Raw genomic sequence first — 14,773 nt, forward strand, 5'->3', positions numbered from 1 at the left:
CTCCTTATTTATGTATCATTTTACTTAGTGTTATTTTTTGTTTGCCATGTTTGGTCACTCCATTATCTGCTAAAAGAGTAAAACGCCCGTGACCTCTGATACTCACCATATCCCCTATGACTAGATTATCTGAAGCTTTATTAGCAACTCGATAGTTTACCTTAATCTTATTTGCTTCAATTAATGCTATAACTTGCGTTCGAGATTTTTTTAAGATAGTAGCAACTACACCATCTAATCGAAAACTAGAAACTAGAATATCCAGGGTCTGGCTGTTATCAATAGACCTAATTAACTGATCAAAGTTAACTTCTCTTAATTTCACACTAGTTTTAGCTATTTTAGTAATTGTTCCTAAAAAATAATCCAATAACTCCCGCTTAATCATGAGCTGGGCATATCCCATTTCAACAAAAACATCTCCAAATAAATTTCGCTTTACTCCTAATTCATTAATTAAAGTTCCTAAAATTTGACTATGTGTCAACTGATTAAACTTTGCCTGATAACTTATCTCTACTAAAGCTATTTGAAAATCACTTTGTTCTAAGTCATAGTAACCAGGTGCAATAATGACACGACCATATTCGCTTGGGTAGTAATCTGTTGATACGAACATTTTTAGATCTGTTAAAGCAATCAAACTTTTTAAAATCATCACTTCTCTAGGATTTAAAAACTCAGTAACTTCTAAAAGATAGTAATCTTCAACTCTATTAATCATATCAGACATTCTATCAATAAAAGGATATTCTTCTTGGTGAAAATGCTGATAAATCTTACTATGACTAACCATTAAATAAACACACGGACCAAAACTTGAGCTAAAAAATTCAAACTAATAATGACGACAAAAATAGTGAAGTCAAGACCGGCAAATTGTAAATTAAATGCTCTAAAAGGTTTTAAAATTGGTTCAACGATACCACTAATCAAACGCCCAATTTTTGAATCATATGCCCCAGGAAACCATGACATTAATGCGTAAGCAATCAATAAATAAGTGTAAACTTTGATCAGACGAAGAAGAATAGATAGTATTAATATCATTTATTTACCGCCTTTTCATATCAAAATCAAAGCCAATATCTTGTGTAGTATGTGGGATAGTCATTTCTTCTATATTGACGGATACATTTGACGGAGCCAGTAAGTACATTGAAGAGCCGACCTTTTGTAAGCTACCATAGAGCACTTTACTAGCACCATCAATAAAATCTAAACACCGTCTAGCCTGAGCATCTAGCATAAACTGAAAATCAATCAAAACGCATTCATTAACTATTAAAAGATCCACAATTTCTTGAGCATCCTCATATTTACGAGGATACTTTAAGGCAATAGTTGTTTGATCTGAACAAGTTGATTGTTGATACTGCTCACGGCGATTTGCAATACTAGAAGTGCTCATCCGTTTTCTTCTGTCAACCATTTCATGGCCTTCTTTTGGCTGAGACTGCTGATAATAGCGTTCAGAAGTGCCATGTTTTGGATGCATTTGTGACCTTGTCTGTTCTTGGGATCTCGCTTGATGATCTTGTTGTACGTGATTGTTTCTAGGTTCTTGTTTTGGATGACTACTTGCTCTGACTGATTGTTGTGATCTTGGAATAACGTTATCAGTTGATGCTGCAACATCTTCTTCAACTTCGTTAACCTCATCCGTGTCAAAATAAGAAATCATCTTGTTAAATGTATCTTTAAAAGCCATCTTATTCTCCATTAGTGAAAGAAAGCTCTACCAATCCGAATAAAAGTTGAGCCTTCTTGAATAGCAATTGGATAATCGTTACTCATGCCCATGCTCAATTCTGTAAAAGGCATATTCTTTCTTTTTTTTAACTGCAAGTTTTTTCTTAATTGATTTGCTTGTCGAAAAATAGTTATAATACTTTCTTTACTGGCATTTGCTGGTGCCATAGTCATTAAACCAACTAACTGTATCTTCTCCATCTTACCTATTTCTCCAATCGCTTCATCAATCTCAGAAATGTTAAAACCATGTTTACTCTCTTCTTTAGAAATATTAACTTGTAGAAAACACTTCACAGGATGGTCAGCTCTCTTGTTGATTTCCAAAGCTAATCTCACAGAATCTAGAGCGTGAAAATAATCAACATAATTGATAACTTCCTTGACTTTACGACGTTGTAAGGTACCAATTAAATGCCACTTTACTGGCATATACTTTAACGCATCATACTTTTCAAGAAATTTATCAACACGGTTTTCGGCAATGTGCTCAATTCCTGCTTCGATAAGCTGACCTGCAATTGTACTATCCACATATTTTGTTACAGCAATAACTGAAACACTATCATTAGTCCTATTTGCTGCCTCTGTAGATAAGCGGATAGTCTCAAAAATTTTCTTTTTATTTGTCAGTAAATCCATTATTAACGGTTTTTAAAGAATGGAGGCGTTTCTAATTCATCATCACTGTCATCGTTAGCTGAGAACGTTGACATATTAAGATGGTTATCCAATTCACCTTCTGTTGGACGAGAAATATTATCACGTCTCAAATCCCAATTTCCAAAAGCAGAACCTTGATTTTGATTATGATTAGAAATTACCTTTTGTGCACTTGGTATCTCGCGAGACTCCCCCATGTCAAAATCAAAATTTGAGCGACGATCAAACCCTGGTTGAACCGACTGTTTTGCTTGATCTGATGCATATTGTGCACCCGCTACTTGCTGCGCGTTGGTTTGGGTAAAAGTCCTAGGCTGACGAAAACCTGAAACTTGTTCGGCTTTTTCTTGGCGCACTCCAGTTGCTACAACAGTCACACGGATGTCATCTTTCATAGTATCATCAATAGATGTTCCTAACCAAATGTTAACGCCTTGACCAGCAGCTTGCCCAACAATTTCAGAGGCTTCTTCAGCTTCTGTAAGTGTCATGTCGAGACCTCCTGTAACGTTCACAATAACGTCTTGTGCACCATCAATAGTCGTTTCTAATAGGGGTGAATAGATTGCCTTACGCGCCGCCTCAACAATGCGCTCTTCTCCAGAGCCAATCCCAATCCCCATCAAGGCATTCCCTTTATTTGCCATAACTGTTTTCACGTCGGCAAAATCGAGATTGATAAGGCCAGGACTAGTAATTAAGTCGGTTATCCCTTGAACTCCCTGGCGTAAAACATTATCAGCTTCACTAAGTGCTTCTAATAAAGGTGTCTTTTTATCAACAATCTCAAGAAGGTTATTATTTGAAATAATTAACAAAGTATCAACTTGTTCACGTAGTTCTTCGATACCTTCAATAGCAAAATTACCACGTTTGTTACCTTCAAAACCAAACGGGCGAGTAACAACAGCTACTGTCAAGGCTCCCAAACTTTTAGCGATACGAGCAATAACCGGTGCAGCCCCTGTCCCAGAGCCACCACCCATACCGGCAGTAATAAATACCATGTCCGCTCCTGTAAGAGCTTCTGTTAAAATTTCTTCGCTTTCTTCAGCAGCTTTACGTCCTACTTCAGGTTGTCCTCCAGCACCAAGTCCACGAGTTAATTTAGGGCCTAGTTGAATAACCGTTTCAGCTTTTGATGAGCTTAATGCCTGAATGTCTGTGTTTGCTGCGATGAACTCGACACCAGCAACACCTTCATCAATCATACGATTAATGGCATTTCCGCCACCTCCGCCGACTCCAATTACTTTTATAATTGCACCTTGAATTGATGCAGTATCAAATGAAAATGCCATTTTATTTCCTCACTTTATTACTTTTAATCAAACATACTCCCAAATATGCCACGAACACGTTCTGAAATTTTTTGTTTAGGATCACTCGGAACTTGTGAATCATATGCTGTTTGTGACGCTTGTTGTTCATAGCCAATGGTCGATTCTGGTCTTCTTGAATCATCATAATCTGGTAAATAAGATTCTTGGCCACTGAAATCGATAGGCTTGCGTCGCAAAAGTTCTTCTCCTGAAACTGCAGTTTGTGCTAAAACGTCTACTTCAGACATCATACCAACATATTCTACCAAACTGATAACGTTTGAAAACATTGGATTTCTAATACCGACTTGGTTTGGAACATGGAGCTTTACAGTTACTCCAAAGATTTCTTGTGCAATTTCTACCACTCCAGGCATGATTGCACCGCCACCAATCAAAACAATGCCTCCTGGTAAGTCTAGTAAACGACCTCTTTCCAAATCTTGCTTCACACGATCTAAAATATGACGAATACGCGCTGAAATAATTTCAGATAAATAACGTTCAGTTACCTCAACAGGCTCTTCACTACCTACCACATCAACTTTTACTGTTTCAGTTATACTAGCTTCTGATATCTCCGCTTGACCAAAATTAAACTTAAGTGCTTCTGCAATAGCCAAAGACGTTTTTAATACTTTTGATATATCTTTAGTAATGTATTCGCCGCCTTCGGCATATATATTGGTATACTGCAATTCTTGTGCTCGCATAGAAGCGACAGTTGTCTGTCCACCTCCCATATCAATTACAGTAGCTCCAAACTCGCGCTCACCTTCGTTTAAAATGGTTTTAGCCATAGCTAACGGAGAAATAATGATGTTTTCAACTTTAATGCCTGCTCTTTCTACCGTTTTACGCAGATTATGTAAAATGGTGCTTGGTCCAGTATAAATAAGCCCGCGCATCTCTAATCTAATCCCCATCATACCACGTGGATCTCGAATGCCCTGAAAGCCATCCACAATGAACTCTTCTGGAACTAAAGAGATAACCTCTCGTTCTGGTGTGATACTTTTTGTTAAAGCCGATTTAACAACGCTATCAACATCCTCATCTTTTATCTCTTTAGACTCACTTGGGACAGGAATCATTCCTTGTGTTGGTTCAATTTGAAGAAGGTTTGCCGGTAGCCCAACATTAACCTTTTCAATTGTCATCCCTGCTTTTTCTTCTGCTTGTTCTACCGCAGTTTTGATGGCAGTCGCAGCTGCCTCTATATCGATTATTATGCCATCTTTTACGCCGGTACTTGGAACATTACTAACACCAATGACGTTCATCTCACCAGAAATAAATTCTGCTACTAAAACTTTTATCGAGCTTGTTCCAATGTCCAAACCAGTAAAAAAGCCATTTCTAGCCATTCACTTGACCTCACTTACTTTCCAAACTTTTGCTATTCTAAAAACTGCTAAAAAACAGAATCATTCAGAAAATATTATACCATAAAAAAACGTAAAATGTTATCATTTTACGTTTTTTGTTATATAAACTTAATTTTTTTTAGGCAATTCATTATGGGTTAGAATCGTTGAATTTCTAACGTTTTCATTGCTTTTTCAACTTAGATATTAGCTAGCCATGGGCCTGTTCGAGGACCGTTTCTGGGGATGGTGGTGTTTGCTGAGGACTACTCTGATTTGCTGGCGTTTCTGAATCATTGTCTGTCTGTTCCTGATGTTCACCAGGCTTATCTCCTTCTTTATCAGCTGCGTTTTGTTCAGGCGTAAGAGGAACTTCAGGTTGATTTTCAATCTCCTGTGTTGTAGTATAAATTCCCACTTCCATATCCACTATACTATCATTTTCAAGGTTTTTTTTCAATTTTTGATAATAGGGAAGTTTCAATGTGAGTTGTGACTGCGGTACTCTAACTACATTACCGTCATGCATTTCAATAAGTAGTAAATCCGCTGTCGTTTTGGAATTTGCAAGAGACACTGACTTGATATTCTTGACTAATTTTTTAGGTAATGTCGTTAATTGCTTAACTAACTGTTGGATCGCTTTCTCATCTTTTAAATTAAGAATCAAGAAAGATTTCGGTAGTTCTGATGCCCTGACCTTGTCCACACGTTTTCCATTCTCCAAAATAGGCTGAAAACCGTTTTCAACTTGTGCATAAGCGATGATTTCAAATTCAATAACGTTAAATAGAAAGTGATTAGGAAATTGGTAAGAGAGATGTACAGATTTCACCCATGGAATAGTACGAAGAATCGGTCGTTCATACTGACCAGGCGAAGTTAACAGCGTTAACCAATAGTCAGATGCTTTGACTTTGCTAGCTTTGATTAATTCGTCAAGGTTCGTTTGATGGTTTCCTCTTACAGAAAACTCTTTCTTTTTGCTATAAGGAGTGATCATAAAAATAGACACCGCCATGAGTAAGAGCGCCCCCAAAAGAACAGGCAAGGATTTTTGAAAAGCGATTTGTGTCGCGCTTTTTTCCTTGGGTTGTCTAACTTTTTTGGTTTTTTTAGGTTTTGACGTCGTTTCTGACTCAATTTCCTGACTATCAGTTTTCTCATCAGTTTTAAGCTCAACCGCTTCAGAAGCATTTTGAGCTTGCTGCTGCGCTTTTTTATCACTCAATAATTTCTCTTTGAGTTTTTTTTCTTCCTCAGCTTGCTGCTTCTTTTTCTTTAAAAATTCAATGTTACGCTTTTGCCACTCTGTCAAAACGAGCTTGTCATCACTTTGTTTCTCTTTATCTTTTGCCATTTACTTCTCCTTAATCGCGGAGCTAATATCAGCTCTCAAAAGGTCATAAAAGAAGTCCGGTGACTGAATCTCCTTAGTTGCCAACATAGTAGCCTCATAATCAGCCTGATGTTCAAACAAATCAGCCATTGCCTGATCAAAATTATGCAAAGTTAAATCAGGTTCCTGTAATTGTTTAGCGTAGCCCCTCTTCTCAAAATAAGTGGCATTTTCTAACTGATCGCCACGGCTAGCTTCTTTACCAAGAGGAACGATGAGGTGTAGCTTAGCCATTGCCAGTAGCTCAAAAAGTGTATTAGAGCCCCCTCTTGTCACTACAAGGTCAGCCATCGCCATCAAAGGTTGGTAGAGATCGGTAACATAATCTACTCGATACAGATGAGAACTCAATTCATTAAGGTGAGGGTCTCCTGTAATATTGATGATATTATAACGTTGCTTCAATTCTGGATGATCACTAATAAACTGATTAAACACATGCGCCCCTGCCGAACCACCAATAAACAAGAGGGTTTTTAGGTCTCTACTAAAATACTCTTTCACCGCCTCTAACTGAGTTGATTCAGGCATTTGGTTGGCATCTTTGAAAACCTTTGTCACCGCTCCAAGGTGTTTAACTTTAGACAACTGGTCTTCCTGCTCAAAAGTGGTATACATGGTAGTTGCAAATTTGTAGGCAATCTTGTTTGCTAGTCCCATTGACCGATCTGATTCATGAATAAAGACTGGTTTACCAAGCAATTTAGCAGCCACAACTGGCGGTACTGAGACAAAACCACCTTTGGAAAAAAGGGCTTGAGGGCGAAGCTTGGCAACAATAAAGAGAGACTGTAGGAGGCCAAGTGCAACCTTAAAAACATCAGCTAGATTTTGCCATGAAAAATAGCGTCTAAGCTTGCCTGTCGCGATAGCATGAAAGGTCACGTCAAGGCCTGACTTTTCAATTTCTGTATGTTCAATGCCATTTTTATCACCAATATAATGTACTTCCCAACCGTCCTTGATAAATTTTGGTATGAGAATGAGGTTCAAGGTGACATGACCTACAGTTCCACCACCTGTAAATAAAATCTTCTTAGGCATTAGGCATCTCCTCTTAAACAATCAAAGGTTGCCAAAAATTCATCCCCACGAACCTCAAAATTAGGATACATATCCCAGCTAGCATTGGCTGGGCTAAGCAAGATAGTATCGCCTGTTTGGGCCAGCTTAAAAGCAAGCTCTGTTGCTTCTGCCACATTTCTAGCTTCAAGATAAGAGACCTCTGCTTTGTTAGCAGCTCGCTTCATACGCTCTGCGGATTCTCCCAAAATAATCATCTGCTTAAGTCCTAAAAGGTCTGGCACCAAATCGTCAAATTCATTGCCACGATCTAGACCGCCAGCAATCAAAATCAAGCGACTGTTATCAAAACCTGATAAAGCTTTTTGAGTGGCTAAAATATTGGTTGACTTACTGTCATTGTAGAAGGTAATATCTTTGATTTGACCAACCCGTTGCAAACGATGTTTAACGCCTCCAAAATGTGAAAGGCACTGGGCAATAATATCATCAGCAATACCAGATAACTTGGCAACTGCAATAGTTGCTAGGGCATTTTCAATGTTGTGGCTACCTGGGACACCTAAGTCAGTTGCAGCTATAATCGCCTGTTCTTTAAAATAGAGTATTCCATCCTTCAGATAAGCTCCATCAACCACTTTTTGAGTTGAAAAAGGAATCACTGTTGCTTTGGTGGTCTTAGCTAGAGTTGCTGAAATCTCTTGATTAGCATTTAAAATAAGGTAGTCTGATTCTGTCATCTGAGCTTGAATCATCCATTTAGCAGCAACATAATCCTCAAAACTGCCATGATAGTCCAGGTGAGTCGGCATTAAATTAGTGATGACAGCAATATGAGGGCGAAAAGCATTCACTCCCACTAATTGAAAAGAGGACAATTCCATCACCAAAGTATCACCAGCAATTGCTTTTTGAACAACTTTTGAAGCAGGATAACCAATGTTTCCAGATAAGAGTGCAGATTGCCCGCCAGCATTCAAAACATCGGCAATCATTGTCGTTGTGGTTGTCTTCCCGTTTGATCCTGTAATCCCGATAATAGGCGCTTCAGATACGAAATAAGCCAATTCTACTTCAGTCAAGATGGGAATTTCCTTTGCAAGGGCGCGTTTAACCATAGGATTATCATAAGGAATCCCAGGGTTTTTAACCATGTACTCAAAGTTCTCATCTAATAATTCTACTGGGTGGCTACCACAAATGACCTTAATCCCCTCTTCCAACAAGGCTTGTGCCGCTGGATTTTGGTCAAATGGTTTACTATCATTAACAGTCACTAAAGCACCAAGTTTGGTCAATAATTTTGCTGCTGCTTCGCCCGATTTGGCTAACCCCAATATTAATATTTTTTTGTTTTGAAAATTACTTATCACTTTCATCTAAGCTCACACTATCCATTCTATTTGATTTCTATTTTACCTTTATTTAGATGCTTTTTCAACATTTTAAAAATACCGTTCTTGAGTTTAGAATTAGAATCCGTTTCCAATATACAAACATCATGCCCATATTTGTGAGATTATTGATACGTTTTTTTAAGTAAAATAAGATAAAATACTAGTCAGAGGTCTTAACTGTCACTACCAAGCATCTCTTTTTAGTTGCACACTCAATGAAAATCGGCTAAAAGCTTTCTTTCAGAAAAAATGAACTATTAAAAAAGGACTGATATTGTCTAAAACAAATCAGTCCTTTTATCGTATAAAAACCAAAATCATCAATCTTTAAGTATTTTTATTTAAGTATTTTTATTTAACTCTCGGTTTTTTGGTCATTTTACGCACATCTTTTAAAGCAAAATAGCCCAATGCCACCATTCCCATCCCAATAAAAAATTCAGGAGGGGTTTGCATGATTTTGATAAAACTCAAGCCCGCTAAAACAATAAGCAGAGCAACCAAGCCAACTAAACCAATCATCCCAAGGGTGTTACGGACACTTTTAGGAGCCATGTATAGATAATAAGATATAATCGAGACAGCCATAATAAGGTAAAACATTCCGTCCTCCTTTATTTTGGTTTATATTCCATAGGAACTTGTAAACGCAAAAAGACCTTTAAAAAATGACTTTTCTTAAATATCTTTTTGCTATTTTATTTAGTTAGTTTAACTTCAAAAGCTATTCGGCTGATTTTTTCTTTTTATTAGCTTTATCACGCGCAGCTTTATTCAAGATTTGTTTACGCAAGCGGATAGATTCTGGCGTTACTTCCATGTATTCGTCGTCATTCAAGAACTCTAATGATTCTTCAAGCGTTAGGATACGAGGCGTCTTGATAACTGCAGTTTGATCTTTAGTCGCTGAACGGACATTTGTCATTTGCTTAGCTGTTGTAATGTTAACACCAAGGTCGTTATCACGTGAGTTTTCACCAACAATCATCCCTTCGTAAACTTCTGTACCTGGATTGACAAAGATAGTTCCACGTTCTTCAATACGCATGATTGAATATGTCGTTGCTTTCCCATTTTCAATAGAAACCAAGGCACCACGATGACGGCCACCGATTTCTCCTTGAACAACCGGTAGATACTGATCAAAAGTATGATTCATGATACCATATCCACGTGTCATTGAAAGAAACTCTGTTGAATAACCAATCAAACCACGTGCAGGAATCAAGAAAATCAAACGCGTTTGACCATTACCAACCATCTGCATATCAAGCATATCCCCTTTACGTTCTGAAAGAGACTGGATGATTGCACCCTGATATTCTTCTGGTGTATCAATTTGAACACGCTCAAACGGTTCACATTTGACACCATCAATTTCTTTGATGATAACTTCTGGACGTGATACTTGAAGTTCATAGCCTTCACGGCGCATGGTTTCAATGAGGATAGATAAATGCAATTCTCCACGCCCTGAAACCGTCCATTTATCTGGCGAATCTGTTGGGTCAACACGAAGTGACACGTCTGTTTGCAATTCTGCTAAAAGACGTTCTTCAACCTTACGTGACGTGATCCATTTACCTTCACGACCTGCAAAAGGAGAGTTATTGACCAAGAAAGTCATCTGAAGTGTTGGCTCATCAATACGAAGAATTGGCAGAGCTTCCACACAGTCAGTTGGTGTAATGGTTTCTCCAACAAAGATATCTTCCATACCTGAAACAGCAATCAAGTCACCTGCTTTAGCTTCTTGAATTTCACGACGTTCCAAACCGAAGAAACCAAACAGTTTTGTAACACGGAAGTTTTTAGTGGTACCATCAAGTTTTGAAAGAGTTACTTGGTCACCCACTTTAACAGTACCACGGAAAACACGACCGATACCGATACGACCTACGAAATCGTTGTAGTCCAAAAGTGACACTTGGAATTGCAAAGGCTCATCTGAATTATCAACTGGCGCTGGAATATGATCAATAATCGTATCAAAGATCGGTGCCATAGTATGCTCTTGGTCAGCAGGGTCATCTGATAATGATGATGTTCCATTAATAGCTGATGCGTAAACAACTGGGAATTCCAATTGCTCATCATCGGCACCAAGTTCGATGAATAATTCAAGCACTTCATCTACAACTTCTGCTGGACGAGCTGAAGGTTTGTCAATCTTGTTCACCACAACGATCGGGATAAGGTTTTGCTCAAGTGCTTTTTTCAATACGAAACGCGTCTGGGGCATTGTTCCTTCGTAGGCATCCACAACAAGAACAACCCCGTCAACCATTTTCATGATACGTTCAACTTCACCACCGAAGTCCGCGTGTCCTGGGGTATCCATGATGTTAATACGAACATCGTTATAGGCTACTGCCGTATTTTTCGCAAGGATTGTAATCCCACGTTCTTTTTCAAGGTCATTGGAATCCATGGCACGCTCTTGAAGCTCTTTACGCTCATCAAGAGTATGGGATTGTTTTAATAATTCATCTACAAGTGTTGTTTTTCCGTGGTCAACGTGGGCAATAATCGCTACGTTACGGATATCGTTTCTTAAGTTAGTCATTTGTTCCTCTAAGTAAATATATTTTAACTAGATAAGTATAACACAAAATGTTTTAAAAAACTGGTTTTAATCAATTGTAAATGTTTTCAGACTTTCAGCAAGTCTGGATACAGCAAAAAAAGGAATTAAGGTTTTTGAGACAGTGACTGCCTTTATTCCCCTTAACTCCACGTTACTCTTAACTAGGTTGTTTGTTTAACTTTGCCATCCCAATAATCAATACCGTCTTTTAAGACATAAACGTCTTCAAAGCCAGCTTTTTTAAGTTTTTTGACCGCAGGCACACGGTACTGGGGACGCATATTTTCGTAAATAAGAACAGGTTTGTCCTTGCGTAGTCCCTTAATAGCAGCATCAAATTGTTGCGCTGGAAAATTTCGAGCTCCTAAAATATGCTTAGTTCTAAAAGCCGCTGGCTCTCGTAAATCAATCAATTGACCTTGACGCATCACGTCTTTAAAAGTCTCGTTATCAACCTGCTTTGCCATTTTTCGAAAAGAGAAATAGTTCCATGTATAATAACCAACAATGCCGACAAGAAGTAACCATAAGATAAGTGTGATTGGAGACATATCCCCCTCCTATTTTGTGATAAATTGTCGAGCAAGGCTAGCTGCACCGATAATTCCAGCATCATTGCCAAGTTCTGCAATCTTAATTTTAGTTGAATACCTCACTTGTGGGAAAGTGAAGGTCACAAAGTATTTTTCAATACGTGAGCGTAGAAATTCTCCTGCTGCTGACACACCCCCACCGATAACCACTGAGTCTGGATTCAAGATATTGGAAATATTTGCTGAAGCAAGGCCAAGGTAGTAACCAACCTTTTCCACAACAGAATCAGCAAAGGAATCCCCTGCTTCAGCCGCCATGAAAATGTCTTTACTGGTAACACCTTCACCATTGTCAATAGCTGCTTTGATGGCTGAATCCCCTTCGTAGGCTTCTGCCAGTAAACGTGCCACTTTGACAACTCCTGTTGCTGAAGCTACTGTTTCCAAACAGCCGTGTGAGCCACAAGTACAAGCAAAGCCATTTTCTGGCTCAACAATCATGTGGCCGATTTCACCACCTGCTCCTGCAACACCATGAATCAAGTTACCATCAGCAATAATGCCTCCACCGACACCTGTTCCAAGTGTCATGAAGACGACATCTGGGTTATTTTCACCAGCACCTACCCAACGTTCACCAAGGGCAGCCACATTGGCATCATTGTCAATGGCAAAAGGAATGCCCAATTCTTTTTCAACAACGGAACCGACTTCTTGGGTTTCTTTCCAATTAAGGTTGAATGCCCCAGTAACTGTATTAGTATCACGGTCAACCGCTCCTGGTGATCCCATACCAATTCCCACAAAGTCAGCACTGCTTAGACCATACAAGTCTAAGCGATGTTTGATGGAAGCGATGATATCAGGGACAATATGTTTGCCTCCTTCTAAAATATTAGTCTCAATTGCCCATTTTTCTTGGACTTCTCCTGCTGCTGTTAAAATTCCAAATTTAATGGTGGTACCACCTAAATCAATCCCCAGTAATTTTTGACTCATTTGTCTATCCTTCTTTTTCCAATTCTAATCTATGCTCACGTCGCAAAATTAACTCCGCATTTAAGTAATCCCTCTTATCCAATAAGCCGCTATCATAGAGACGCTGAAGTTCAATCTTCATCATTTCAATATCATAAAGACGTTTGCCAAGGTAAACAAAAATGCCAAAGTTTTTTAGCAATTGTTGCACATCATATAGTGTTTTCATATAAGTAGATTTTAGCAAATTCTACGGCAGATTTCAAGACAAGTATGGAATCGCTTTCTATGTTTCTGAAAATGAATCGATGATTCCATAAAAAAGAAGCCAATTTTATCATTGACTTCTTTTATCCTAAGGCATAATCAATTAGAGTGCTGGGCCTTGTCCACGCTCTGCTTGGAGCATCCAAATGGTTTTTTCAGCCTCTGTCTTAGCTGCTGTAAACAAATCGTTTGTTCCAGCATCGCCTTCTTCATCGGTAATATCCAAACCAACTTGGTAAAGGCTGCTGAGGTAAAGGTAAACTTCGACCAATCTTGCTAAATGCTGAGCAACGGTTTTATCGTAAGTACCTTTTGCTTCGTCCAATTTAGAGTGTTTAGAAAACTCAGCTAGGGTAGAATAAGGCGCTCCGCCAATAGTGATCAAACGCTCGCTCATTTCATCTAAATTAGCATTCAAGCTATCAAGTAATTCATCCATTTTGGGGTGAAGGTACAAGAAACCTGGACCACGCATATACCAGTGTACTTGGTGCACAATAGATGCAGCCACAGATAAGTCAGCGACAGCTTGGTTTAAAACAGCTTTAGTTTTTTCATTTTTTGATGCTTCTTTTTTAGAAATATTGTGAGTTACTGAAGCATAAATATTTTCAACGAGTGTGTTTGTCATAATAACATCTCCTTACTTTTCAGCTTAAAGGGCAAGAATGGAGAGGGAACTAACCCTAACGTGATAAACATAAGAAAGGGTTAAGGACCTAATCCTATTCGACAATAACGGAATAATCCTAATTGGATGATTAGACACTTAATTAGAATCATTATCGTTTTATATCTATATTCTACAATGATTAAGGAAAGATTGCAAGTATTTGATTTCTTTTCGAATAAATAAGTATGATAGCTTTTTTTAGTATATGTTCGGGCATCTTATTGACCCATCTTTTTTACTGTTTACTACTTTATTTTCCTGATAATGGTCAAGAGCAGCTAAGTAAACAGACTGTCATTGTTTGTGACCAACTAACTTTTGCCAAACGCGTTTTTCGGCAGTTCCAAAACCATTTTATAACTAGCCAAAAAATCTTCTTTAGCTTAGAGATAGGTCTAATAATTATCTTATGGGCTAGTATGGTACATTGGGTTAGTGCTAGTTACTGTTACTTGTTACTCTTTTCTTTATTATTTAGTTTATTTGATTGGCGTTCTCAAGAATACCCTTTTATCTTGTGGCTTTTTAGCTTTGTAAGTCTACTCCTGTTTTATTCGATCAATTATTTATCATTGATATTACTGCTACTAGGTTTATTAGCTCATTTAAGACCTTTTTCAATTGGAGCAGGCGATTTTTTCTACCTTGCTAGCTTAGCTTTAGTATTGGATCTAACGTCGTTGATTTGGCTAATTCAACTTGCTAGTTTAGCAGGTATTACTGCTTGCTTACTATTAGGCATCAAGCGCATACCTTTTATTCCTTATCTTAGTTTTGGATTATTTTGGATTGTGCTTCTAGAGCATTTTTAG

16 protein-coding genes are annotated in these 14,773 nt (G+C 38.2%); 1 reads left to right on the top strand and 15 read right to left on the bottom strand.

What is annotated here, in order from left to right; genetic code table 11:
- Positions 1 to 4: 4 nt before the first annotated feature.
- From B6D67_RS06855 to B6D67_RS06925, 15 genes are all read right to left on the bottom strand, one after another.
- Positions 5 to 796, bottom strand: coding sequence for a YlmH family RNA-binding protein (locus B6D67_RS06855; RefSeq protein ID WP_010922492.1), 792 nt, complete (start codon positions 794 to 796; stop codon positions 5 to 7).
- A complete protein-coding gene (locus B6D67_RS06860) occupies positions 796 to 1,050 on the bottom strand; it encodes a YggT family protein (RefSeq protein WP_002983869.1) in 255 nt (84 codons plus the stop codon). The genes B6D67_RS06855 and B6D67_RS06860 overlap by 1 nt, the downstream gene beginning before the upstream one ends.
- 4 nt (positions 1,051 to 1,054) lie before the next feature.
- A complete protein-coding gene (locus B6D67_RS06865) occupies positions 1,055 to 1,711 on the bottom strand; it encodes a cell division protein SepF (RefSeq protein WP_002995878.1) in 657 nt (218 codons plus the stop codon).
- 11 nt (positions 1,712 to 1,722) lie between these two features.
- Complete coding sequence (locus tag B6D67_RS06870) at positions 1,723 to 2,394, bottom strand: YggS family pyridoxal phosphate-dependent enzyme (RefSeq protein ID WP_010922493.1); 672 nt, start codon at positions 2,392 to 2,394, stop codon at positions 1,723 to 1,725.
- A gap of 2 nt (positions 2,395 to 2,396) precedes the next feature.
- Positions 2,397 to 3,716, bottom strand: a complete 1,320-nt coding sequence (gene ftsZ, locus B6D67_RS06875; protein WP_002983862.1) for a cell division protein FtsZ — start codon at positions 3,714 to 3,716, stop codon at positions 2,397 to 2,399.
- A 23-nt stretch (positions 3,717 to 3,739) separates the two neighbouring features.
- Positions 3,740 to 5,104 (bottom strand): cell division protein FtsA, encoded by a 1,365-nt coding sequence (gene ftsA, locus B6D67_RS06880; RefSeq protein WP_002983860.1) that lies wholly within the window; start codon positions 5,102 to 5,104, stop codon positions 3,740 to 3,742.
- Between the two features lie 211 nt (positions 5,105 to 5,315).
- Complete coding sequence (locus tag B6D67_RS06885) at positions 5,316 to 6,464, bottom strand: cell division protein FtsQ/DivIB (RefSeq protein ID WP_010922494.1); 1,149 nt, start codon at positions 6,462 to 6,464, stop codon at positions 5,316 to 5,318.
- A complete protein-coding gene (locus tag B6D67_RS06890) occupies positions 6,465 to 7,547 on the bottom strand; it encodes a UDP-N-acetylglucosamine--N-acetylmuramyl-(pentapeptide) pyrophosphoryl-undecaprenol N-acetylglucosamine transferase (RefSeq protein ID WP_014407695.1) in 1,083 nt (360 codons plus the stop codon).
- The gene (murD, locus tag B6D67_RS06895) at positions 7,547 to 8,905 is read right to left on the bottom strand and encodes a UDP-N-acetylmuramoyl-L-alanine--D-glutamate ligase (RefSeq protein WP_010922496.1); all 1,359 of its coding nucleotides are present in this window, start codon (positions 8,903 to 8,905) and stop codon (positions 7,547 to 7,549) included. The genes B6D67_RS06890 and murD overlap by 1 nt, the downstream gene beginning before the upstream one ends.
- A gap of 369 nt (positions 8,906 to 9,274) precedes the next feature.
- Positions 9,275 to 9,526 (bottom strand): DUF3165 family protein, encoded by a 252-nt coding sequence (locus tag B6D67_RS06900; protein ID WP_002995892.1) that lies wholly within the window; start codon positions 9,524 to 9,526, stop codon positions 9,275 to 9,277.
- 121 nt (positions 9,527 to 9,647) lie between these two features.
- Positions 9,648 to 11,489 (bottom strand): translational GTPase TypA, encoded by a 1,842-nt coding sequence (gene typA, locus B6D67_RS06905; RefSeq protein ID WP_002983847.1) that lies wholly within the window; start codon positions 11,487 to 11,489, stop codon positions 9,648 to 9,650.
- 182 nt (positions 11,490 to 11,671) lie between these two features.
- On the bottom strand, positions 11,672 to 12,061 hold the full coding sequence (locus tag B6D67_RS06910) for a rhodanese-like domain-containing protein (RefSeq protein WP_002995894.1): 390 nt from the start codon (positions 12,059 to 12,061) through the stop codon (positions 11,672 to 11,674).
- A 9-nt stretch (positions 12,062 to 12,070) separates the two neighbouring features.
- Positions 12,071 to 13,042, bottom strand: coding sequence for an ROK family glucokinase (locus B6D67_RS06915; RefSeq protein ID WP_009880399.1), 972 nt, complete (start codon positions 13,040 to 13,042; stop codon positions 12,071 to 12,073).
- 4 nt (positions 13,043 to 13,046) lie between these two features.
- Complete coding sequence (locus tag B6D67_RS06920; RefSeq protein ID WP_002983840.1) at positions 13,047 to 13,250, bottom strand: YqgQ family protein; 204 nt, start codon at positions 13,248 to 13,250, stop codon at positions 13,047 to 13,049.
- A 141-nt stretch (positions 13,251 to 13,391) separates the two neighbouring features.
- Entirely contained in the window at positions 13,392 to 13,919 is a 528-nt protein-coding gene (locus B6D67_RS06925; protein ID WP_002983837.1) for a Dps family protein, read from the bottom strand.
- Between the two features lie 227 nt (positions 13,920 to 14,146).
- On the opposite strand from B6D67_RS06925, the gene B6D67_RS06930 reads away from it, so the two are divergent.
- Positions 14,147 to 14,773, top strand: a complete 627-nt coding sequence (locus B6D67_RS06930) for an A24 family peptidase (RefSeq protein ID WP_010922497.1) — start codon at positions 14,147 to 14,149, stop codon at positions 14,771 to 14,773.

Origin of the sequence: Streptococcus pyogenes (assembly GCF_002055535.1) — a bacterium.
Taxonomy (GTDB): Bacteria; Bacillota; Bacilli; order Lactobacillales; family Streptococcaceae; genus Streptococcus; species Streptococcus pyogenes.

Excerpts from the sequence above, each read along its gene's own strand:
- ftsA (WP_002983860.1), bottom strand. The coding sequence starts at position 5,104 with ATGGCTAGAAATGGCTTTTTTACTGGTTTGGACATTGGAACAAGCTCG.
- B6D67_RS06910 (WP_002995894.1), bottom strand. The coding sequence starts at position 12,061 with ATGTCTCCAATCACACTTATCTTATGGTTACTTCTTGTCGGCATTGTT.
- B6D67_RS06855 (WP_010922492.1), bottom strand. The coding sequence starts at position 796 with ATGGTTAGTCATAGTAAGATTTATCAGCATTTTCACCAAGAAGAATAT.
- B6D67_RS06865 (WP_002995878.1), bottom strand. The coding sequence starts at position 1,711 with ATGGCTTTTAAAGATACATTTAACAAGATGATTTCTTATTTTGACACG.
- ftsZ (WP_002983862.1), bottom strand. The coding sequence starts at position 3,716 with ATGGCATTTTCATTTGATACTGCATCAATTCAAGGTGCAATTATAAAA.
- B6D67_RS06920 (WP_002983840.1), bottom strand. The coding sequence starts at position 13,250 with ATGAAAACACTATATGATGTGCAACAATTGCTAAAAAACTTTGGCATT.
- B6D67_RS06915 (WP_009880399.1), bottom strand. The coding sequence starts at position 13,042 with ATGAGTCAAAAATTACTGGGGATTGATTTAGGTGGTACCACCATTAAA.
- murD (WP_010922496.1), bottom strand. The coding sequence starts at position 8,905 with ATGAAAGTGATAAGTAATTTTCAAAACAAAAAAATATTAATATTGGGG.
- B6D67_RS06890 (WP_014407695.1), bottom strand. The coding sequence starts at position 7,547 with ATGCCTAAGAAGATTTTATTTACAGGTGGTGGAACTGTAGGTCATGTC.
- B6D67_RS06930 (WP_010922497.1), top strand. The coding sequence starts at position 14,147 with ATGATAGCTTTTTTTAGTATATGTTCGGGCATCTTATTGACCCATCTT.
- typA (WP_002983847.1), bottom strand. The coding sequence starts at position 11,489 with ATGACTAACTTAAGAAACGATATCCGTAACGTAGCGATTATTGCCCAC.
- B6D67_RS06925 (WP_002983837.1), bottom strand. The coding sequence starts at position 13,919 with ATGACAAACACACTCGTTGAAAATATTTATGCTTCAGTAACTCACAAT.
- B6D67_RS06885 (WP_010922494.1), bottom strand. The coding sequence starts at position 6,464 with ATGGCAAAAGATAAAGAGAAACAAAGTGATGACAAGCTCGTTTTGACA.
- B6D67_RS06870 (WP_010922493.1), bottom strand. The coding sequence starts at position 2,394 with ATGGATTTACTGACAAATAAAAAGAAAATTTTTGAGACTATCCGCTTA.
- B6D67_RS06860 (WP_002983869.1), bottom strand. The coding sequence starts at position 1,050 with ATGATATTAATACTATCTATTCTTCTTCGTCTGATCAAAGTTTACACT.
- B6D67_RS06900 (WP_002995892.1), bottom strand. The coding sequence starts at position 9,526 with ATGTTTTACCTTATTATGGCTGTCTCGATTATATCTTATTATCTATAC.